Source organism: Nitrococcus mobilis Nb-231, assembly GCF_000153205.1.
GTDB classification, from domain to species: Bacteria; Pseudomonadota; Gammaproteobacteria; order Nitrococcales; family Nitrococcaceae; genus Nitrococcus; species Nitrococcus mobilis.
This window is the reverse complement of sequence record NZ_CH672427.1, coordinates 279235-300794: the sequence shown is the minus strand read 5'-3', so window position 1 is coordinate 300794 and position 21560 is coordinate 279235. Positions and strand designations below refer to the sequence as shown.

The 21560-nt window shown below is 59.6% G+C and carries 18 protein-coding genes and 1 pseudogene; 4 read left to right on the top strand and 15 right to left on the bottom strand.

Annotated features, from left to right (window positions below; genetic code table 11):
- Nucleotides 1–8: 8 nt before the first annotated feature.
- From lpxD to rpsB, 12 genes are read right to left on the bottom strand one after another with little or no spacing between them, the layout of a single operon-like run.
- Nucleotides 9–1073 (bottom strand): UDP-3-O-(3-hydroxymyristoyl)glucosamine N-acyltransferase, encoded by a 1065-nt coding sequence (lpxD, locus tag NB231_RS01335; RefSeq protein WP_004999133.1) that lies wholly within the window; start codon nt 1071–1073, stop codon nt 9–11.
- Between the two features lie 50 nt (nt 1074–1123).
- Nucleotides 1124–1654, bottom strand: a complete 531-nt coding sequence (locus NB231_RS01330; RefSeq protein ID WP_004999132.1) for an OmpH family outer membrane protein — start codon at nt 1652–1654, stop codon at nt 1124–1126.
- A 29-nt stretch (nt 1655–1683) separates the two neighbouring features.
- Nucleotides 1684–3960, bottom strand: coding sequence for an outer membrane protein assembly factor BamA (gene bamA / locus NB231_RS01325; RefSeq protein ID WP_004999131.1), 2277 nt, complete (start codon nt 3958–3960; stop codon nt 1684–1686).
- 21 nt (nt 3961–3981) lie between these two features.
- A complete protein-coding gene (gene rseP / locus NB231_RS01320) occupies nt 3982–5349 on the bottom strand; it encodes an RIP metalloprotease RseP (protein ID WP_004999130.1) in 1368 nt (455 codons plus the stop codon).
- Nucleotides 5349–6542 (bottom strand): 1-deoxy-D-xylulose-5-phosphate reductoisomerase, encoded by a 1194-nt coding sequence (gene ispC / locus NB231_RS01315; RefSeq protein ID WP_004999128.1) that lies wholly within the window; start codon nt 6540–6542, stop codon nt 5349–5351. The genes rseP and ispC overlap by 1 nt, the downstream gene beginning before the upstream one ends.
- 8 nt (nt 6543–6550) lie before the next feature.
- Nucleotides 6551–7384, bottom strand: a complete 834-nt coding sequence (locus tag NB231_RS01310) for a phosphatidate cytidylyltransferase (protein ID WP_040661531.1) — start codon at nt 7382–7384, stop codon at nt 6551–6553.
- Nucleotides 7377–8147, bottom strand: coding sequence for a polyprenyl diphosphate synthase (gene uppS / locus NB231_RS01305; RefSeq protein WP_004999124.1), 771 nt, complete (start codon nt 8145–8147; stop codon nt 7377–7379). Before uppS ends, NB231_RS01310 begins: the two co-directional genes overlap by 8 nt.
- Nucleotides 8147–8299, bottom strand: a complete 153-nt coding sequence (locus NB231_RS19305; RefSeq protein ID WP_232210361.1) for a hypothetical protein — start codon at nt 8297–8299, stop codon at nt 8147–8149. The genes uppS and NB231_RS19305 overlap by 1 nt, the downstream gene beginning before the upstream one ends.
- Nucleotides 8296–8853, bottom strand: a complete 558-nt coding sequence (gene frr / locus NB231_RS01300) for a ribosome recycling factor (RefSeq protein ID WP_004999123.1) — start codon at nt 8851–8853, stop codon at nt 8296–8298. Before frr ends, NB231_RS19305 begins: the two co-directional genes overlap by 4 nt.
- 5 nt (nt 8854–8858) lie before the next feature.
- On the bottom strand, nt 8859–9578 hold the full coding sequence (gene pyrH, locus NB231_RS01295; protein ID WP_004999121.1) for a UMP kinase: 720 nt from the start codon (nt 9576–9578) through the stop codon (nt 8859–8861).
- A gap of 46 nt (nt 9579–9624) precedes the next feature.
- The gene (gene tsf, locus NB231_RS01290; RefSeq protein ID WP_004999116.1) at nt 9625–10512 is read right to left on the bottom strand and encodes a translation elongation factor Ts; all 888 of its coding nucleotides are present in this window, start codon (nt 10510–10512) and stop codon (nt 9625–9627) included.
- Nucleotides 10513–10565: 53 nt separating this feature from the next.
- A complete protein-coding gene (gene rpsB, locus NB231_RS01285) occupies nt 10566–11336 on the bottom strand; it encodes a 30S ribosomal protein S2 (RefSeq protein ID WP_004999114.1) in 771 nt (256 codons plus the stop codon).
- Between the two features lie 281 nt (nt 11337–11617).
- On the opposite strand from rpsB, the gene map reads away from it, so the two are divergent.
- The 4 genes from map (at nt 11618) to dapE (ending at nt 17255) form a co-directional block, all read left to right on the top strand.
- Entirely contained in the window at nt 11618–12403 is a 786-nt protein-coding gene (map, locus tag NB231_RS01280) for a type I methionyl aminopeptidase (RefSeq protein ID WP_004999112.1), read from the top strand.
- Nucleotides 12400–15102: a [protein-PII] uridylyltransferase gene (gene glnD / locus NB231_RS01275; RefSeq protein WP_004999108.1), complete on the top strand. Its 2703-nt coding sequence runs from the start codon at nt 12400–12402 to the stop codon at nt 15100–15102. The genes map and glnD overlap by 4 nt, the downstream gene beginning before the upstream one ends.
- A 165-nt stretch (nt 15103–15267) precedes the next feature.
- A complete protein-coding gene (dapD, locus tag NB231_RS01270; RefSeq protein WP_004999106.1) occupies nt 15268–16086 on the top strand; it encodes a 2,3,4,5-tetrahydropyridine-2,6-dicarboxylate N-succinyltransferase in 819 nt (272 codons plus the stop codon).
- Between the two features lie 32 nt (nt 16087–16118).
- The gene (gene dapE / locus NB231_RS01265; protein ID WP_004999103.1) at nt 16119–17255 is read left to right on the top strand and encodes a succinyl-diaminopimelate desuccinylase; all 1137 of its coding nucleotides are present in this window, start codon (nt 16119–16121) and stop codon (nt 17253–17255) included.
- Between the two features lie 13 nt (nt 17256–17268).
- On the opposite strand, the pseudogene NB231_RS17275 reads toward dapE, so the two are convergent.
- The 3 genes and pseudogenes from NB231_RS17275 to NB231_RS01245 all read right to left on the bottom strand — a co-directional run bounded on the left by NB231_RS17275 (nt 17269) and on the right by NB231_RS01245 (nt 21414).
- Nucleotides 17269–17950, bottom strand: a pseudogene (locus NB231_RS17275) (IS5 family transposase).
- A gap of 125 nt (nt 17951–18075) precedes the next feature.
- Nucleotides 18076–19395: an IS701 family transposase gene (locus NB231_RS01250; protein WP_004999094.1), complete on the bottom strand. Its 1320-nt coding sequence runs from the start codon at nt 19393–19395 to the stop codon at nt 18076–18078.
- Nucleotides 19396–19578: 183 nt separating this feature from the next.
- Entirely contained in the window at nt 19579–21414 is a 1836-nt protein-coding gene (locus tag NB231_RS01245; protein WP_004999092.1) for an IS1634 family transposase, read from the bottom strand.
- Nucleotides 21415–21560: the final 146 nt, after the last annotated feature.

The following is a 21560-nucleotide window of genomic DNA, read 5'->3' as shown; positions in this document are numbered from 1 at the left end:
CTCTGTTGCTATTTTGATCCGGGGAGGGTTTTGCCCCTGGCCTGCAGTTCCGCGAGCTGCTGCTCGAGCTGCCGCAGTTGCCGAGCCATCTCGTCGAGCCGATTAAAGCGTACGGCGTTGCGGCGCCACCGCCGTGTCGGTGCCATTTGAGTCCCGGACGAGTAAGAACCGGGCTCGCGTATGTCGTGGGTAATCATCGTCATGCCAGTCACCTGGGTTCGGTCACAGATGTGTAAGTGACCGGCCAGCCCGGCACCGCCCGCAATGCTACAGTATTTCCCAACTCGAGTGCTGCCGGATACGGCAGAGCAACCCGCCATGGCCGTATGAGCTCCCACGCGCGCGTTATGAGCGATCTGAACTAAATTATCGATTTTGACGCCTTCCTCGATAACGGTATCCCCGAGCGCCCCTCGATCCACTGCCGTGTTGGCGCCAATCTCCACATCGTCACCGATGATCACGCGGCCTAATTGGGGCACCTTGATCCAACACCCAGCGTCGTTGGCATAACCAAAGCCATCGGAACCCAGCACGGCTCCTGAATGGAGGACAACGCGCCGACCGATTATCGTATTCGGATAGATCGTCACATTGGCCATCAAACGGGTGTCTTCGCCGATTTCAACCGCCTCCCCGATAACACAACCAGCCGCCACGCTGACCCGTCGCGCGAGATAGACGCCGGCCGCGATGCTCGCATGCGGACCGATGCTTACCCGCCCTTCCAATAGCGCCTCAGGGTGCACCCAGGCCGTCGGATGAATCCCGGCCAAGGGACGGCTTGCGCCGGTAAGGTGCTGCGCGGCGCGGGCGAATGCCACATGAGGATCGTCACAGACCAGCGCCGCCACCGGTGCCATCGCCAGATCCTGGGGGCGCAGAATCACGGCCCCGGCGTGGGTGTGTGTCAGGTAGCGCCGCTGCCGGTCAGTGGCGAGGAAGCTCAATGAATCCGAACCCGCGTCCTGCAGCGAGGCGACCCGCAGGATCCGTTTAGTGCCGTCCCCTTCCAACCGCGCTCCGGTCACGCGCGCCAACTCCGCGAGGCTCGCACCGTTAAGATCTGCCATGGTGCCTACGCTCTCCTAGTGGGACCTGGCAGCTACGGCTGGCGGGGCCATCAATTTCTACCCGAGCGATAATCCTGGCGCAGGCGTTCTATTATGCGATCCGTAATATCGACCTCGCGACTGGCATAGATGACGCCGTCGGTGACGATAAGATCAAAACCCTGCTCTTTGGCAAAACCACCTACAGTCTTTAGAATCCGCCGCTGAAGATTGGCGAGTTCCTCATTGCGCCGCATGTTGAAATCTTCCCGGAACGCCTCTTGGGTGCGCTGAACGTCGCGCCGGCGCGCGATGATCTCGCGCTGCAGACCCAACTTTTTCTCATCGCTCATCACGGCCCCATCGCGCTGCATCCTCGTCTCGAGCCTGCTCAAATCCTTCTGCATAGCGACGATTTCCTTATCCCGAGGGGCAAACTCTTTCTCCAGCTTTTTCCGAGCCGCTTCTGCCTGCGGCGCCTGCGAGGATACGCGCGCCGGATTAACAAAGCCGATCTTGAGCTCGGCCGCCCCAACGGCTCCCGCCAACCCTACCAGTAGGACGATGGTACCAAGCGTTGTCGGTAAGTTTCGAATATTCATAAAGCTTTAGTCGTCGATCCTGTTTGTACTCAAAAAAATGAGCCAACCGAGAATTGGAAGAATTGGGTATCTTCATTGGAGCTCGCATTTAACGGTTGCGCCACACTTATTGTCAACGGACCCAAAGGGGAGAACCAAGTTGCCGCCAAGCCCGCCGAATAGCGCAACTCGCCCAAATCAATCCCGCCCCGGAACGTATCATAGACTTGGCCGAAATCGACGAAGGCGGTAAGTTGGGCCGCGTTGGGATCTACGAAGGGGGTCGGGAAGCGCAGCCCTGCGCTACCGAGCAGCCGGAAATTTCCACCCGTTGGGTCGTTGTTCTCATCGCGCGGGCCAAGCGCGTTGATATTGAAGCCGCGCACCGTGGAAATACCGCCGGCGAAAAAATTCTTAAAAAACGGCAACGTGTTGGTATCACCATAACCGTCCCCATAGCTCACGGTATTACTCAGCACCAGCGTCAGCGCCTTCGTGATACCCTTGAAATACTGCTGGTCGGAGTTGAGTCGGTAGTACTCCAACTCGCTGCCGGGGACCGCCACCTGCCCGGTGATATGGTGCCGCCAACCGCTATCCGGGAAAATCGCTCGATTGCGGGAATCGTGTAACCAGCCGAGCGCCACGTTGAACGCCCGGTTGCGCTTGCCGTTACTCTCTATGAACTCTTGCTGAATCTGCGTTGGATCATCACTGAGATTCAGTGCTAGGTCTTCATATTCGAGACCGGCGTCAACGGAATCCTCATTGCTAAAGGGGATCTGGTAGCCGTAACTGCCGGTGGCTGATTTGAGGCCGTACCTCGCCAAGTTGGCCCGGCGAGCGTCGGTATCGCGATAGGCAGCCCCGATGCGCCGATTGATGCCACTTAGTGTATAGAAGCGATCGAGGTAACTGAGCTGATAGATTGTATTGATCCGATTATTATTGATAGTAAAACTCACTCGATCACCCGTACCCAGAAAATTATCCTGCTGCACGCCAAGGTTCAACAGTAACCCACTGCCGGTACCAAAACCGATGCCAGCCCGCAGAGTACCCGTTTGGCGCTCTTCGACATCGACATTTACATCCACCTGGTCGCTCGCGCCCGGCACACGCGGTGTCTCGATGTTCACTTCTTTGAAAAAGCCCAGCCGATTGAGACGTTGGCGTGATTGCTTGACCTTCTCTGTGGACAACCAACCGCCTTCTATTTGCTGCATTTCCTGGCGGATCACCTCATCGCTGGTACGTGCGTTGCCCGAGATGTTGATGTGTCGCACATAGACCCGCTCGGCTGGGTCGACGAAGAAAGTGAGATCCACCGTCTTCGCCTGCTCTGTAACGTTCGGCACCGCATTGACATTGGCGAACGCATAGCCGAGTTCACCGTATTTCTTACGGAGCGCATCGCTGCTCTTGGTTACCGCGAGCTGTGAATAGAGCTCGTTCGCCTTCACTTTAAGCAGGGCGCGCAACTCCTGCTCCGGAACGATGAGCTTTCCCGCCAGCTTGATGTTGCGCACATGATATTGCTTGCCCTCCGCAAGATTTACCGTGATATAAATGCGTCGCCGATCCGGGGTAATGGAGACTTGGGTCGAAGTGATCGAAAAGTTAATGAATCCCTGGTTCTGATAGAACGAACGCAACTGCTCCAAATCTCCAGCCAGCTTCTGCCGCGAATACTTATCCGAGTCGGAAAAAAACGCCCACCAAGCACGTGGTCCCAGCTCGAACTGATCGCGCAAATCGCTGTCGCTGAAGCGCTTGTTGCCAACGAATTGGATCTGCTGAACCGAGGCAGTCTCTCCCTCGCGAATGTCGAGCCGAATGCTAACCCGATTGCGTGGCAGAGGTGATACCGTGCTTTCGATCTGCACGTCGTAATAACCGAGCGCGAAATATTGACGCTGCAACTCCCGCTCTACGGTGGCAAGCAGAGAGCGGTTGAATACCCGCCCCTCGGCGAGTCCTACTCCTTTTAGGGCCTCGAGCAGTTTATCGCTACCGATTTCATCATTGCCGTGTAGCTCGATCCGCGCAATCGCCGGGCGCTCCACTACAATGACGATCAGCGCGTTGCCAGCCCGCTCCAACGTCACATCCTGGAAAAAACCCGTGCGGTAGAGGACTCGTATGGACTCGGCTATCTTCTTGACATCGATGCGATCACCGACCTGGATCGGCAAATAGTTGAAAACGGTACCGGCGGAGATCCGCTGCAATCCTTCAATGCGAATGTCCGAAACTTTGAATGCTTCTCCGGCGGCAGCGATGTGGATCTGCACGAGCAGAGCCACCGCCAGTAGCGTTCTTTGCATTGCCCCTCGCGTTGTTTGTTACTATTGGGGTCCAAAAAGGCGTGCCAAGTCATTGTAGAAGGCAAACACCATGAGGAAGACCAGCAAAACGATACCGATCTGCTGACCAATCCCTTGTGCCCGATCGGATAGTGGACGCCCTTTCACCCACTCTATGCTGTTATAGAGCAAGTGCCCGCCATCAAGCACCGGCACCGGTAGCAGATTGATCACGCCCAAACTGATGCTGACGATGGCGAGGAATTTCAAAAATGGAGTCACGCCGAGGCTCGCGGACACACCCGCATATTGGGCGATGTTGATCGGCCCGCTCAGATTCTTCATGGAAGCCTCGCCCGACACCATGCGCCAGAGCATTTTCACAGTTAGCGCGGAGGCATCCCAAGTCTGGTTCAGGGCACGGCCGATCGCCTCGATCGGCCCATACTGAACGGTATGGTGCAAGCTCTCGATGTCTTGCTGTGGGACGACTGGCATGACACCGAGAACACCCACCCGTGTACCGTTTTCCGCCCTGCGGCTCCCGAGCGTGACAACAACCTGGCGCTGTTGGCCATGCTGTTCGATGGTGAAGGTCGTTTGCTCTCCGGGCCGAGCCTGGACATAGCGGACGAGATCCTGCCAAATATCAATAGGCTGACCATCGGCGCGCACGATCGTCATACCCGGCTCGATGCCCGCAGCAGCAGCGGCGCTATCCGGCAAGACTTGACTGACTTTGGGCTCAACTCGGGGTAACCAGGGACGAAAACCCAAGGCGCCGAGCACGTCGGGATTTTTGCCAAGCGGACCGATTTCCCCCAAATCGAGGTAACGCGTGGCTTCGACGCCCTGCTCGGTTTCGACTTGCACGGCCAGCTGCCCGGAGCCGGCGCCCTTATCCAGCAGCTCCATGAGCACATCGGTCCAACTCGGTGTCGCCTCGTCGGCGATCGCCCGCACCTCATCGCCGCGCTGGAAGCCCGCCGACGCCGCCGGCGTGCCCTCGACAACCTTGCCGATGACTGGGCGCAGCTCAGTGCTGCCAATCACGAAGATCGCCCAATAAGCCAAAATAGCGAACAGGAAATTAAACAGTGGTCCAGCCACGACCACGAGGTTGCGGGCCCAAATTGGCTTGCGGTTGAAAGCATGCGCCCGCTGTTCTTCCGCTACTTCTGCCTCGCGCTCGTCGAGCATTTTCACATAACCGCCCAACGGGATACCGGCAACGGCATATTCGGTCCCATCACGGCCTATGCGCGACCAGATCGGCCGGCCGAATCCGACCGAAAAGCGCAATACCTTAATGCCCATGCGACGTGCGACCCAAAAGTGGCCGAATTCGTGGACGATGACCAACACACCTATGGCTACTACGAAGGCCAGTACGTCGATGAGAATCCCCATTAACGCCTCCCAGCCCACGCCTCTACGGCATGCTGCGCTGCGCGTCGGCTGCAGCGGTCCATGGCCAGCAGTTGGTCCAAGTCTTCGATGACCTCGGCCGTAACCGACTCGAGGGTGGATTCGATCACCGCAGGAATAGCGGTGAACTGGATGCGCTCCTGCAAGAAAGCCCCAACGGCTACCTCATTGGCGGCGTTGAGAATCGCCGGGGTCGACTCGCCGGCTTGCATCGCCTGATAGGCCAAACCTAGGCAAGGAAAACGTCGATGATCGGGAGCTTCGAACTCAAGCCGGCCCACATTCAACAAGTCCAGTGGTCGAGTGCCTGAAGCCAGGCGCCCCGGTGTCGCCAATGCATGCGCCAGCGGCGTGCGCATATCAGGATTGCCCAACTGGGCCAGCACCGAACCGTCCACGTACTCCACCAGCGAATGCACAATGCTCTGCGGATGAATGACCGCTTCCACGCAATCCGGCCCCACATCAAACAGCAAACAGGCTTCGATCAGCTCCAAGCCCTTATTCATCAAGGTGGCGGAATCCACCGAAATCTTCCGACCCATCACCCAATTGGGGTGGGCACAAGCCTCCGCCGGAGTCACCCACTGCAGTTCCGCCAGCGGCCGACAACGAAAGGGCCCGCCGGAGGCGGTCAGCAGAATACGCCGCACACCAAGTTCTAACAGGGGGCGCTGGCCAAACTCCGGCGGCAGACATTGATAAACGGCATTATGTTCGCTGTCGACGGGAACCAACGTCGCACCGTTGCGCTTGGCTTCGGTCAAGAATAGCGCGCCAGCCATGACTAACGCTTCCTTGTTCGCTAGCAAGATCCGCTTGCCGCCGCGAGCGGCGGCCAATGTTGGCAACAACCCGGCACTGCCGACAATACCTGCGACAACGCAATCCACCTCGCTCGCACCGGCCACATCGATCAATGCTTCGGTCCCGCCCAGCACTTGGGTCGAGCAGCCAGACCGCTCGCTCAACCGCGCGCGCAGTGTAGCCGCGGCCTGCTCGTCGGCCAACACCGCGTATCGCGGCTGAAATCGCTGGCATTGCTCAAACAAACGATCGACCGCCCGATTGGCCGCCAGCGCAAAGATCTCGAAATGCTGCGGGTGACGAGCAATGACATCCAACGTATTGACGCCGATGGAACCGCTCGCCCCAAGTATCGTTATGCGTTGCATGCGCTCACTCAGCTAATCCCCCGTACGCCTAATGCTAGGATAGGCGCCGCCGCCAGCAGCCCATCGATGCGATCCAACACCCCCCCATGGCCGGGTAACAAACCGCCGCTGTCCTTGATGCCACGCTGTCGTTTCAACATGCTCTCGAACAAATCACCGACTATCGAGATACCAATGGTAAGCAGTGCCAGGCCGAGCAACGCTATCAGGCTTGTGCCCGCAGGAGCGAAGCCGAGTGCCCGCCCACAGGCATAATACACACCACCGAGCAACACTCCCAAGATCATGCTGCCGATGACACCTTCCCACGTTTTGCCTGGGCTGAGCCGAGGAGCCAGCTTACGCCGGCCCCACGTCCGGCCGGCAAAATAGCCACCCGTATCACTGCCCCAGACTAGGAACAACAACATGGTAACCCAGTAAGAACCAAATGCCTCTTTGTCGTGAGTGGCGACAATGGCGAACCAGAACGCAACCAGGACCACGGCACCGATCAGCGCAAAGCCAAGCAGAGGCGGCCTCCGCTTAGCGGGATTGCGCACGAACGCGACGAGCCAGGCTATGGCAACCAGCCACCATAACGCACCCACGACCAGCACCGGCATTGCGCTGCCACCGGAGCCAAGCCATAGCCAGCCCCCGAACACGATAATGAGGATAGTGAACGTATAAGCCAACCGACTGCCGTGGCTGGTAAGATTCATCAAAAGCGCCCATTCCCAGGCTCCGAGCACGGCAACACCCGCGAAGGCGACCGACAGGAGCGCTGGTGGGGCAAGCCACACGAGCCAAAGCACCCCGGGAATGAGAACCAAAGCCGTTAGTACGCGCCATCTAAGCACGACCTTGACGCTCCACTTGCTCCGAGGTCATGCCGAAGCGGCGTTGCCGTTGTGCAAACCAACGCAGCGCCGCCTCGAATTCACTGACATCGAAATCGGGCCACAAGACCTCGGTGAAATAGAGCTCAGTATAGGCAAGCTGCCAGAGGAGGAAATTGCTGATCCGGTGCTCACCGCCGGTGCGAATAAAAAGATCCGGCGCCGGCAGTCCCGCTAGGCAAACGTAGGTGCCAAAGACCCATTCATCGATTGAAGCTGGATCCCGCTCGCCGTTGGCAACCTCTTCTGCGAGCCGCCGAGCCGCCCTCGCGATGTCCCAACGCCCACCGTAGCTGGCGGCCAAATTGAGCTGTAACCCGGTATTGGCGGCGGTGAGATTCTCGGCGGCCATTATGTTCGCCTGTAACCGCGGTGAGAACTGATCGCGCTCGCCGATCAAACGTAGCCGTACGCGGTTTTTATGCAATTGTGGAGTCTCCTTTTCCAAGGTTCGGATCAGGAGTTCCATGAGCATTCCCACCTCGCCGGCGGGCCGACGCCAGTTCTCGCTGCTAAAGACGAACAGTGTCAGCGCCTTGATTCCTGCCCGCGCCGAGGACTCAACGACTTGGCGTACCGCCCGCGCACCGGCGCGGTGGCCGAGATGACGGGATTGGCTGCGGGCCTGCGCCCAGCGACCGTTACCATCCATGACGATGGCAACATGCCGGGGAACGGCACCCTCCAGGTCAGGTGCTTGAAAATCGCTTTGCTCGTCGCTCATCACAGCTCCCGAACTCCACCGCTGCCGGCCATCCGACGGGGCTCGTTCGAGTATCCTAAGGCCGTAACCCGGTTAGTGCGCCGTTCGAAGGCATCATGGCAGCCTCCCTCATCATCCAGGCCGGGCTTCAGCCCCCTGGCGTAACGGCTCAAACCTCCATCAGCTCCTTTTCTTTGGCGACGAGCAGACTGTCCACCTCGCTGATATGCTTATCAGTGAGTTTTTGAATATCATCCTCAGCACGCTTTTCATCGTCCTCCGTGATCTCCTTATCCTTGAGCCGAGCCTTGAGGGCGCTATTGGCATCGCGACGAACGTTACGGATTGCGATTCGGGCCTGCTCGGTCTCATGCTTGACGACACGAATCAACTCACGGCGACGCTCTTCGGTTAACGGCGGCAGAGGGATACGTATGACACCGCCAGCCGTGTTTGGGGTCAACCCAAGATCCGATTCGAGAATCGCTTTTTCCACCACCGGAATCATGCCCTTCTCCCAAGGGGTGACACTCAGTGTTCGTGGGTCACTAACAGTCACCGACGCCACTTGGTTGAGCGGCATTTTCGCGCCGTAATAGGTCACGGTGATATGATCCAGCAAACTCGTATGGGCTCTTCCGGTACGTATCTTATGAAACTCATGGTTCAGGGCTTCAATGCTCTTCCCCATCCGTGCGGCGGCGTCCTTGTTGATGTCCTCGGTCATGAGCGTCACCCCCTCTCCACAAACGTCCCAATAGCGCGGCCTTCGACTACATCGCGCAGACCGCCCGGCCGAGTGATGTCAAAGACCATGATGGGCATGTTCTGATCACGGCAAAGGACGATGGCGGTCGCGTCCATCACATCCAACTTACGCTGGAGCACCTCATCGTAGGTCAAACGCTGGTAACGCTGTGCTCCAGGCTCCTTGACCGGATCGGCGCTGTAGACGCCATCGACCTTGGTCGCCTTGAACATGATATCAGCGTTGATCTCAATGGCGCGCAGGCTGGCTGCCGAGTCAGTGGTAAAAAATGGGTTACCGATACCCGCCGCGAATATCACGACTCGACCCTTTTCCAAGTGGCGGATCGCACGCCGCCGGATATAGCTTTCACACACCTGATTGACTTTGATAGCGGACATCACGCGGGTGAAAACCGCTTCCTGCTCGAGAGCGTCCTGTAACGCGAGCGCATTCAACAGCGTCGCGAGCATACCCATCTGATCGGCCGTTACTCGATCCATCCCCGTGGCGGCCAAACCCTCGCCACGAAAAATGTTGCCGCCGCCAATAACCAACGCAACCTGCACGCCCCGCTCGACGAGCTCGTGAATCTCCGCGGCCAGCCGTTTCAGAACCCCGGGATCAACTCCATAGGGCGCTTCTCCGAGCAGCGCCTCACCGCTGAGCTTCAGCAGTATTCGACGATACTTGGGGTCGGTCATCGGCGGGAGTCTCCTACCCTGGGCGGACCCGGCGCGCGCACGAAATTTAGGAACCCTTGACCTGAGCCTCGACCTCCTCGGCGAAGTTGGTCTGCTTCTTCTCGATGCCCTCGCCGACCTCATGGCGAGAGAAGCGCAGCACCCGGGCATTGGCCCGGTCAAGGAGCGCACCGACGCTCTGCTCCGAATCCTTAACGAAAGGCTGTCCTAGTAAAGTAATTTCCCCCAACCACTTGTCGAGCCGTCCGGCAACCATTTTATCCACGATCTGTGCCGGCTTGCCGCTGCTCTGAGCCTGGGCGGTCAGGATCTCCCGTTCTTTCTCCAAAACATCAGCAGGAACGGCGGCTTGGTCGAGACACAGCGGACGGCTGGCTGCAATATGCATACAGACATCACGTGCCAGCTTGGCATCACCACCCTCCATCTCGAGCAGAACACCGATACGGCTGCCATGCAGATAAGAGCTGATCAATCCCGTATCGGACTGGTAGCGAACAAAACGCCGGATCTGGATATTCTCTCCGAGCCTGGCAATGAGCGATTTCTGAACCGATTCGACTGTATCTTCCGACTCACCCTCCAACGCCAATCCCATCAGCGTTGCGAGATCAGCGGGAGCCTGTTCGAGAATTTGCAGTGCAACGCGCTGCGTGAAGGCTTTGAAGTGCGGGTCGGCGGCGACAAAATCCGTCTCACAATTGACCTCGACCATCGCGCCCTGCGTACGATCGTTACTCAACGTGATGACGATAGCGCCTTCAGCAGCAGTGCGCCCGGCTTTGCGATCGGCCTGTGCTAGCCCGCGCTTGCGCAGCACCTCGATCGCAGCATTCGTATTCCCGTCGGCTTCTTGCAGCGCTTTTTTGCACTCCATCATCCCAGCGCCGGTGTGCTCACGGAGCTGCTTTACCATTTGCGCGGTAATCGCCATGCGGATTTCACCTCTTGCCGATGCATTATCGAATGTCCTGCCGGAGCCGGGGCTTATTCGGCCTGCTGTTCAGCCTCGGGGGCTGCTTGGGCGCCCGCCGCCCCGATCTCGATGAACTCATCGTCACCGCTCGGCCGAATACCAACCATCCTAGCATCGATGATCGCATCGGCGGCCCCTTTCAAATAGAGGCGAACAGCACGAAACGCGTCATCGTTGCCGGGTATGACGTAGTCAATCGCCCGCGGCGAGTTGTTGGTATCGACCACCGCCACTACCGGAATGTTGAGCTTCCGTGCCTCTAGCACAGCGATCCGCTCGAAACCGGTATCGATGACGAACAACGCATCCGGCAACGCCTCCATATCGACGATACCGCCGAAAGCACGCTCGAGCTTACCCATCTCTCGATGCAGCGAGAGCACCTCGCGCTTGCTCAGCTTGTTAAAGGTACCATCCTTCTCTTGCTGCTGAAGATCCTTGTAGCGGCGAATGGAGCGCTTTACCGTGCGGAAATTGGTCAACATGCCGCCTAACCAACGGTGATTGACGTAGGGCATTGCGCAGCGCACGGCTTCTTCACGGAGGGCTTCACGGGCAGCACGCTTAGTCCCTACAAATAAAATCCGCCCGCCGTTGGCGGCAAGCCGACCTAGGTAGTTCATGGCCTCATCGTACAGAGGCAACGTCTTCTCAAGGTTGACGATATGTATTTTGTTACGCTGGCCGAAGATATACGGAGCCATCTTCGGATCCCAGTAACGAGTCTGATGCCCGAAATGCACGCCGGCTTCGAGCATTTGCCGCATGGTTACCCTGGCCATGACTGGTGTCTCCTCATTCGGGTTGAGCCTCCATACACCCGCACGCGACAACCCACATTGGGCACCCGGTCGCGTGTGACGATGTATGTGTGGTGTATCCGGAACCAAGCCCGGTAGTTGCGGTTACGATACGGCGATCATGCAACCGCCGTTTGCCTGGAAAGCGCGCGCTTTATACCATATTTCTGACCCAGCCACAATTTGTCACCCATTCGCTCGGCTGCGGCCGAGCTTGAATTGGTGGCTCATCGAAAGCCCGTTCTCAAACAAGGTTTCCCTCAATGTCCGTTACCATCAAGAGCCCGGAAGAAATCGAGAAGATGCGTCTGGCCGGCCGTTTGGCAGCCACCGTTTTGAACATGATCGAGCCGTATGTGCAACCTGGGATAACCACCGAGGAGCTCGATCGAATCTGTCACGAGTACATCGTCAACGATCTGGAGGCAATCCCCGCGCCCCTCAATTATCGAGGATTTCCGAAATCGATTTGCACTTCGGTCAACCACGTGGTCTGCCACGGGATCCCCGGTGCGAAAAAGCTCAAACGCGGCGACATAATCAACATCGATGTGACCGTGATCAAAGATGACTACCATGGGGATACCAGCCGCATGTTCTATGTGGCTGAACCCTCCATTCAGGCCCGCCGGCTCTGTGAGGTAGCCTACGAGAGTATGATGGTAGGGATCGAGCGCGTACGCCCCGGCATTCGGCTAGGCGATATCGGCCACGCCATTCAGCAGTTCACCGAAAGCCATGGTTACTCAGTGGTGCGCGAGTACTGTGGACATGGAATCGGGCGCAATTTCCACGAAGAGCCGCAGGTGCTTCATTACGGCAAGCCCGACCAAGGACTGGCCCTTCAGGAGGGAATGACCTTCACCATCGAACCCATGATCAACGCTGGGCGTCGCGAGACCCGGCTGCTCAAGGATCATTGGACGGTCGTCACCAAAGATCACAGCCTCTCGGCCCAATGGGAGCATACGCTGTTGGTAACCGAAAACGGCTACGAGATTCTTACCCAGCTAGAAAATACGCTACGAGGTGAAACCCCACGCCGATGAGCCGCACATCTGCCCGCATTCGCGATGATCGCCACCTGCTCGATGTCGATGCGATAGACCGAGCCCTGCAGGAGTCTCACCCGGCAACACCCCTGCTCCGCCAAAGTCTTATCAACGCCGATCAGATCCTGCGTGCCCGCTTTCTGGAAGGCACGCCCGCGGCCGAACTGGTTACACTGCGCGCGGAACTGGTGGACACGCTGGTTACCCGGGTATGGGATCTTCACCTAGACGATGCCGCAGAGCAGGCCGCACTGGTCGCCGTGGGTGGTTACGGTCGAGGGGAGCTTCATCCGGGCTCGGATACCGACCTCCTGGTCGTGCTCGCCGACTCCGCCGGCAACCGTTTGGACAGCGCTCTTAAACACATCGTTACTCAGCTTTGGGACATCGGCCTACAGGTCGGACACAGCGTGCGCAGCTTAACCGAGTGTGTTCGAGAGGCAACCCAGGACATCACCGTCGCCACCAATCTGATGGAGTCCCGCCTGCTCGCCGGCTCCCCAAGCCTATATCAATCCATGGTACAGGCCACCGGCCCGAATCGGATCTGGCCCAGCCGCCAGTTCTTCGAGGCCAAATGGCGCGAACAGCTCGCCCGCCACGAAAAACACCATGACACGGCTCACAACCTGGAGCCGAATCTCAAGGAAAGCCCGGGCGGTCTGCGCGACATCCACATGATCGGTTGGGTGGCAAAACGCCAGTTCGGCGCCGGTACACTGCACGATCTGGTGGATCATGCGTTTCTTACCGAGAGCGAGTACCGCACGCTCATGCGTGGCCAATATTTTCTCTGGGACCTGCGCTTCGCCCTGCACGTGCTCACCGGTCGGCGCGAAGACCGCCTGCTCTTCGACTACCAGGTCACCCTCGCCAAACAATTCGGCTACCGCGACACCGAGCACACGCTCGCCGTCGAACAGCTCATGCAGCGCTACTACCGTACCGTGATGCGATTGAGCTGCCTCAACGAAATGCTGCTCCAGCTCTACCAAGAAGTAATCCTCTACGCCGACCTAGACGAGGCACCCCAGCGGCTGAACAAGCGCTTCCAGATCAAGCGTGGCTTCATCGAAGTCACGCATCCCAATGTGTTCCGGCGCTATCCGTTCGCGCTGCTGGAAGTGTTTCTGTTGATTCAAGAACACCCCGAAATCAAAGGCGTGCGCGCCGCTACGATCCGACTGATCCGCCAACATCATCACCTCATCGACGAACGGTTCCGCAACGATCTACGCTGCCGCAGCCTGTTCATGGAAATCCTGCGCCGACCGCGTGGGATCACCCATGAGCTGCGCCGAATGCACACCTACGGCATCCTCGGGCGCTACCTGCCAGCCATTCGGCATATTACCGGGCGCATGCAATACGACCTATTCCACGCTTACACGGTGGACTCTCATATCTTGATGGTGGTACGCAACCTGCGTCGTTTCGCCGCACCGGAGTTCGCCCATGAATTCCCTTTCTGCAGCGCCCTGATCAATCGCCTGCCCAAGCCCGAGCTACTCTACCTAGCCGGGTTGTTCCACGACATCGCCAAGGGACGGGGCGGTGATCACTCCGAACTCGGTGCCGAGGATGCCTACCAGTTCTGCCTTCATCACGGCCTGAGCCGCTACGACAGCCGCTTGGTGGCTTGGCTGGTTCGGCATCACCTGCTCCTGTCGTCAACGGCCCAGCGCCGCGACATCAGCGATCCGCAAGTCATCAACGAATTTGCCTGCAAGGTGGGTGACCTGCAGCATCTCAACTACCTTTATCTACTCACGATCGGTGATATTCGGGGCACCAATCCCAAACTTTGGAATTCCTGGCGTGAGGCGTTGCTGCTGGAACTCTATCAGCTCACCCAGCGGGCAATCCGACGCGGTCTGGGTAATCCCATCGATGCGGAGGAACTTATTAGCGAGACGCAGGCTCAGGCACGCAAGGCGCTGCGCGGGCGCGGACTGCACCACATGACCGTGCGTGCGATTTGGCGTCCCTTCACGGCAGACTACTTCCTGCGCTACTCGGCCGCGGAAATCGCCTGGCATACGGCCGCCATTCACAAACTCGGCGGCGCAGCGCAGCGGCCGCTGATTCTAATCGATCCGATCAGTACCCGTGGCGGCACCGAAGTATTCGTCTACACTCGCGATCGAGACCACATCTTTGCCTTAACCGTCACGGCCCTGAACCAACTCGGCCTCGATATTCAAGACGCGCGCATCATCACGACCGACGATGGCCATACACTCGATAGCTACCTGGTGCTGGAGGATACCGGCAAGCCCATCGCCGCCGGCTACCGCGAACGCGAGATTATCGAACATCTCAGCACTATGCTGTGCCCTGGCAAACCATTGCCACAGCCGTCGACCCGAACCCTGCCGCGCCGGTTGCGGCATTTCAGCACCCAAACCCAAATCGAATTCACGGCCGAGCCACATAATGACCGGACCGCTATGGAACTGATCACCGGCGACCGTCCTGGCCTGCTCGCTCAAGTCGGCTATGCTTTTGTTCACTGCGGTGTACGCCTGCAAAATGCCAAAATCTCAACCATGGGTGAGCGTGCCGAAGATGTCTTCTTCCTCACCGACCGCAACAATCGCGCGCTGGGAACAGCCAGCCAACAGTGTCTGCGGGAGCAGCTGCGACGGATGCTGACCGACGAGGAGGAGTTGCGCAAACGCGCCGATGGCGTTTGATGGCGTTACGGAATACGACCGGACTGGCTTATACTGCTGCGCGCTCGACGGCCGAGACGGTGCCACAGCGTTTGCAGTACCTAGCCAGTCGGGCTCAGTAAGCCGCGCCTCGGAGGCTATCATCCATCCGTGGGCAAAAAACCTATCGGCAGACAGGAGAGTGCCATGGAGCAATTGAAAAACGTCATCGAGGCGGCGTTCGAGAAACGTACTGAGCTCTCACCCCGCGCGGCTACGCCGGAGCTTCGGGATGCCGTCGCTGAAGTATTGGACTTGCTCGACACCGGCAAAGTCCGTGTGGCGCAGCAAATCGATGGCGAATGGCGGGTCAATCAATGGCTGAAAAAGGCCGTGCTGCTGCATTTTCGTCTACACGACAACGAGGTTATGCGTGACGGCTTGACCCAATATTTCGACAAGGTGCCGCTCAAGTTCACGGACTACAACAGTCGCGAACTCGCCGCGAACAGTGTGCGGGTCGTCCCGCCCGCCATGGCGCGCCGCGGTGCCTACATTGCCCCCGGTGCGGTGCTCATGCCCTCCTACGTCAACATCGGTGCCTATGTTGATGCGGGCACCATGGTGGATACCTGGGCCACGGTCGGGTCTTGCGCCCAGATCGGCAAGCACGTCCATCTCTCCGGCGGCGTCGGCATCGGTGGCGTACTCGAACCTCTGCAGGCCAATCCGACCATCATCGAGGATAATTGTTTTATCGGCGCACGCTCGGAGGTCGTCGAGGGCGTCATTGTCGGTGCCGGAGCCGTGATTTCGATGGGTGTCTACATCGGCCAAAGTACCAAGATATACAACCGCGAAACGGGCGAGGTGAGTTACGGCCGTGTCCCACCCGGCGCTGTGGTAGTCCCCGGCAGTTTGCCCGCGCGGGACGGCAGCCATAGCCTCTACTGCGCAGTAATCATCAAACAGGTGGATGAGAAGACCCGCGCCAAGGTCGGCATCAACGAACTGTTGCGACCGTGAGTGGCAACACCTCGCCACAGGATTCCGACACTATGGAGCGCACCCCCACAATCGACCTTGCCTGCGAACTGATCCGCCGACCGTCGTTGACTCCCGAGGATGCGGGCTGTCAGACCCTGCTCGCCACCCGGTTGGAGGCATTGGGTTTTCGTTGCGAGCATCTGGCCTTCGGCGAGGTAAAGAACCTTTGGGCACGCTACGGGAATAGCGGCCCATTGCTTACCTTCGTCGGCCATACCGACGTAGTTCCGAGCGGTCCCGAGATGCAATGGACTACACCTCCCTTTGAGCCTAGTCTGCGACAGGGGCAGCTGTATGGTCGTGGCGCGGCCGACATGAAAGGCAGCCTCGCTGCCTTCGTCACCGCTTGTGAGCGGTTTCTCGGCGACAACCGGGGGCCGTTACGTGGCTCTGTGGCGCTGCTCATTACCAGCGATGAGGAAGGGGATGCCATCGATGGTACGGCCCGGGTGGTTCGGGCTTTGCGCGCGCGTGGTGAGCGCATCGACATGTGCCTCGTGGGCGAGCCGAGCAGTGAGGTCGTGATCGGCGATACCATCAAGATCGGTCGTCGGGGCTCCCTGCACGGTCATCTGACCGTGCGTGGCATTCAGGGCCACGTCGCCTACCCCCAGCGCGCGAGCAATCCGATTCACCAGTTCGCCCCTGCGCTGCTGGAGCTTACGAGCCGCCGTTGGGACAACGGCAACGCCAGTTTTCCACCCACCACCATGCAAATCTCAAACATTCATGCCGGCACTGGAGCCACTAATGTGATACCAGGCAGTCTCCAGGCGGATATCAATTTCCGTTATTGCACGGAGCTGACTGCGGAGGACATTCGCTTTGAAGTAGAACACACCTTCGAGCGCCACGACCTGGAATATCAGATCGACTGGCGATTATCAGCGCAACCCTTTCTTACCGAACAAGGGCCGCTACTCGATGCGGCGTTGGCGGCGGTACATGACGTGACCGGCCGCCACGCTCGAACGTCCACCGCCGGTGGCACTTCTGACGGTCGCTTTGTTGCCAGCACCGGTGCCCAAGTGATCGAGCTCGGCCCGATCAACCAAACTATCCATCAAGTAGACGAACACGCTGGCATAGCGGAGCTCAACACGATTTCAGCGGTATACGAGCACATTCTGAACCGGCTGCTAAGCTGAGGAGTGTTGACATTCAAGCCAGCCATATGAAAGCGGCGACGAGTACAACAAAAGCCGAGAAGCGGCTGGCGAGTTTCTCATAGCGCGTGGCAATGCGACGGAAGTGTTTCATGCGACAGAAAATCGTTCGACAAGATTACGGTCCCGATATCGATGACGATCAAAGCAGCGCTGATCACGTCGGTTGGTTCGCGGCGGAATGACCGTGGTGACCCCACTGCGTTCGATGTTCGACAAGAACGCATCGGCATCATAGGGTTTGTCCGCTACCACCACCTCAGCGTACAGCCCCTCTATCAACGCCGCCGCCTCAGTGAGGTCATGCGTCTGTCCTGGCGTCAACGACCATCGCGTCATGCAGAGCGTTTTTTTACGACCCCCGCCGCGTGCTGCTGAGCACGCACGACGGTGGAATCCAGATACAGCTCCTCGAAGTCAGCATCCTGCGCCAATTCCTCGAATACGCGATGCCACACGCCTTTCGTCTCCCACCGCGAGAAACGCTTGTACACACTGTTCCAAGGCCCAAATTCTGGCGGCAGATCGCGCCACGGTGCGCCGGTGCGAGCGATCCACAGGACCGCCTCCACGAACAAGCGGTTATCGACCGCGCTGCGCCCTGGATCACCCTGTTTGCCTGGTAACCAATGCTCAATGCGTCGCCACTGGTCATCACGCAGACATTTTCGAGCCATGTGGTCAACTCCTCCAGAAAGTTGGGCGTGTATTTTAACCTGGAATGTCAACAAACTCTTGTACTACAGTTGCAAATAATAATCGACGGACATCTCGACGATGATCCCCGCGATTCGCTGCCGTCTCACCCAGTGGTAGAACTGAGCGAGGCGTTGGTGTAGCCAACGCCAGCGGCACCACTGTAACGCCTGTTCAGGCCCTCCGCGTCGCCAGGCGATGGGAGTGAGACACAGCCACCGTCGCAGCTCGGCCACAGAGAGGGCCACGGGCATTGGCCGCCCAGGCTGAGCAGCAGGTTTTTTTTCAACTGGTGCCGCCGCAGCGTGACCAGCAGAGCATAAGCCGCCATCACCAAAGTGATATGCCGGTGCCAGCCCGTCCAGGTGCGCACCTCGTACTGATCCAGTCCCAGCTGTGACTTGCTCTCCTGAAAACAGCGCTCGATGTTCCACCGTGCTCCGGCCGCCAAGGCCAAATCCGCCAGCTCCGTTCCGTTCGGAGCAAAAATGAAAAACGCCTGCATCTCCTGCTCGGAGTCCAAGCTGCGGCGGACCAGTACCGCCCGCTGCCAGCCTTCGAACGGCGGCGGGTTGACCGCTAAGCAGGTCCAGTCGTACTCCCGGGGACCCTGACTACCGGCCCCGGCACTGAGCCGTGACCAGCGCGCCTGCGCATCGCCCCTCAAGGCCTCCAACAGCTCCCCCACTTTGCGTTGTTTACAGCCCTGCCAAACATAGGCTTTGCGGCTGACGGCCAGCACATACCCTTGGCCGCGCTCCTCCAGCATCCAGCGCAGTCGAAAATCATCGCCGTAGAGCGCATCGGCTGTGACCCAACGGGCGCTTACCCCGCTGTCCAAGGCACGCACCAACATCTGCCGGGCCAATTCCGTCTTGGGCTGATGAACCACCTCGTCCGGTATACCCGCCCGGCGGCAACGCGCACGATCCTCCGACCACTCCCGCGGCACAAACAGCGCACGATCCAGTAGTCCCTGGCCCCAACAACTGGCATAACCGAGAAATACACCGATCTGAGCGTTCTCGATCCGACCCGCCGTACCGCTGTACTGGCGTTTCACTCCCGCCGAGTGTATGCCCTTTTTTATAAACCCCGTCTCATCCACCACCAGCACCCCGGCGGCATCCTTCAGGGCCTCGTAGACACGCTGCCGCACGGCATCGCGCACGCCTTGCTCGTCCCAGCGGGCACGGTTGAGCAAGTGCTGAAATCCATACGGATGGGCTTCACCCTGGTATTCGGATAACTGCCAGCTATTACGACGCTCAACCTCGCCCAGCAGCCCCCGCAGGTAGGCCCCCACCCGCTCACGGGCTTCGGCACGCTTGACATGGCCACCCAGTTGCCCTACCCAGCTACCCAGCTCCGCTTCCCAAGCGCCCGCCTGCTCACGCAAACTCTCTAGCGTCAGGAAATGGTTCATCTCTACCGCCACTTCGTTCAACTATCTGATAACGAAGTATAGCGTATTTATTTACAACTGTAGTACTAGCGTTGCTAGCCCAAGTTTAACGTCCCCAAAAATAACTTCGCGATACTCAGAGAGTTAAGATCGGCCGCGGCGGCGAGTGGCACTACATTACGTTCATTTTATAAATCAGCGGGCTCACACGATTGTTTTCTGCACGCCGCCCGGGGCGGGATCGGCCCCGAGGGCCTGATAGATTCGCGCCTGATCGGGCTCGGCGCGGGTGGCCTTGCGCACGTGCAGGGTGCGGCCATCGCCGCGGTTGAACGTGGCGGTGACCCGGCACTGGCCGGCGAGGGTATCGCGTAGCGTGCTCCAACGCTCGCAGATGCCGTGGGCGGCGAGGCAGTGGCGGATGAGCTGGACGAACTGATAGGCGAGCACGGTGATGAACAGGTGCCCCTCGGCGCGCTCTTCCTTGTGATGGAAGATCGGGCGCAGGCCGAGCTCCGATTTCAGGCTTCGGAAGACCGCCTCAAGGTCGGTGAGCATGATGTAGGTGCGCCACATTGTCTTCTCGTCCCAGCCGGTCTCGTTGCTGCGCAGGCAATAGACGCCCGGCTCGGTGACCAGAGAGCCTTTCACGGGCAGGCGCTGCCAGTGGATCGCACGGGCGCGCTCGCCGCTGTCACCGGCGATCACTTCAATGTGGTAGTGCTGGCCGAGGCCGCGGCTTTTCTCCTTGAGCCGCCCGATGCGCTCCCAAAGCTTGTCGATGCGCTTGGTGGTGCCCCGCCGGCTGAGTCCGGTCGCAAGCTTGTCGAGCCCAGCCTCGAAGCGGTCCATCAGGCGCCCGGCGATCGCTTGCTCCTTGCGCACGCGGCCCTCGGAGCGACAATACAGGCGCACCTCCTGGCCATCAGCCGAGGGCACTTTGAGTAGCTCCACGGCCTGCCCGCCGGCGTTGTCGAGGGTGATGGCCTCTTTAAAATCGACCGCGCGGCGGCGCTCGCGGCTGACCACCAGATAGCGGTAGCCCTGCTCGGCCAGCCAGGCGAGGTTGGCCTCGGTGGCCACCCCGCGGTCCATGACCACAAGCGCGCCGGCGGGCGCCGCGAGGCCGGTGAGCATCCCCTGGAGGGTCTGCGCCTCGGCCGCATTGCCAGCGAAGACCCGCGAGCGGCGCACAAAGCCGCAGCATCGAGCACAGCGCAGGGTGAGCAGCGGGCAGTCGCTGCGCCGCTCCTTGGAGTGGCCGTGGCGCGCGGCCGGATTGACCGGTGCCTCGCCCTCGAAGTAAGTGTTGGTCAGATCGTAGAGCGTGATTGTCGGGGCGAGCGCGAACAGATCGCTCACCCGGGCGAACAGATGCCCTTCGAGGGCCGCGCGGTGGCGCAGCAGGATATCGGAGGTACGGTAGAGCTGCATCGGGCTCATCGCCTCGAAGTCCACCTCCAGCAGCTCGCCGAGGCCGCTGCGCCGGGCGAGCCACTGATACGTCGCCCGCTCCGAGCCCGGGGCGGCCATGCGGGCAACGATCAGCCCCAGCGCCGCCGCACGTTGCGGGCCGGTCAGCCCCAGCGCTTGGAGCTGCTCCTCCAAGCCCGCCTGGCGCAGCGCCCACAGGGCGAGCTGCTCGACGCCCACCGAGCGCGGGCGCACCAGTGAGAGCGAGTCCACGTCCACCGACTGCACGTCACCCCCACCGCCGGGTACACCGCCAGCATCGGCCGGTGCCGGCGTACCGCCCTGCTCGGCGAGCAGCCGCGCCGCAATACGCTCGGCCTGGCGCTCGACGGCGAGCGGGAGGCCCTTCCCCTCCTCGTCGAACAGCGCCGCCTGGCCGCTGAGCCGTTGCTCGATGCGCGCACACAACGCCGACCAGTGTGCCTGCGCCACTGGGAAGTGCCGCCCCAGGTTCAACAGGGTGCGCTGGCGGACCTTACCGGCGCGCCGCTCGGAGCGCACCAGACGATACGTGACATACGACTCGCCGGTGGCCGTGCTGCGGGTCTGGGTGCGGCGGATGAACATGCCCGCGAGGCTAGCGTGGGCGGGCGCTCCGCACAAGGGATAACAACAAATATTATGGCACTACATCCAGCGCGCCACCCTCGCCACTATACGAATCAATAACTTCTCTTCGCATACACGCCCAAATCAGCCCGAAATCAGGCAGA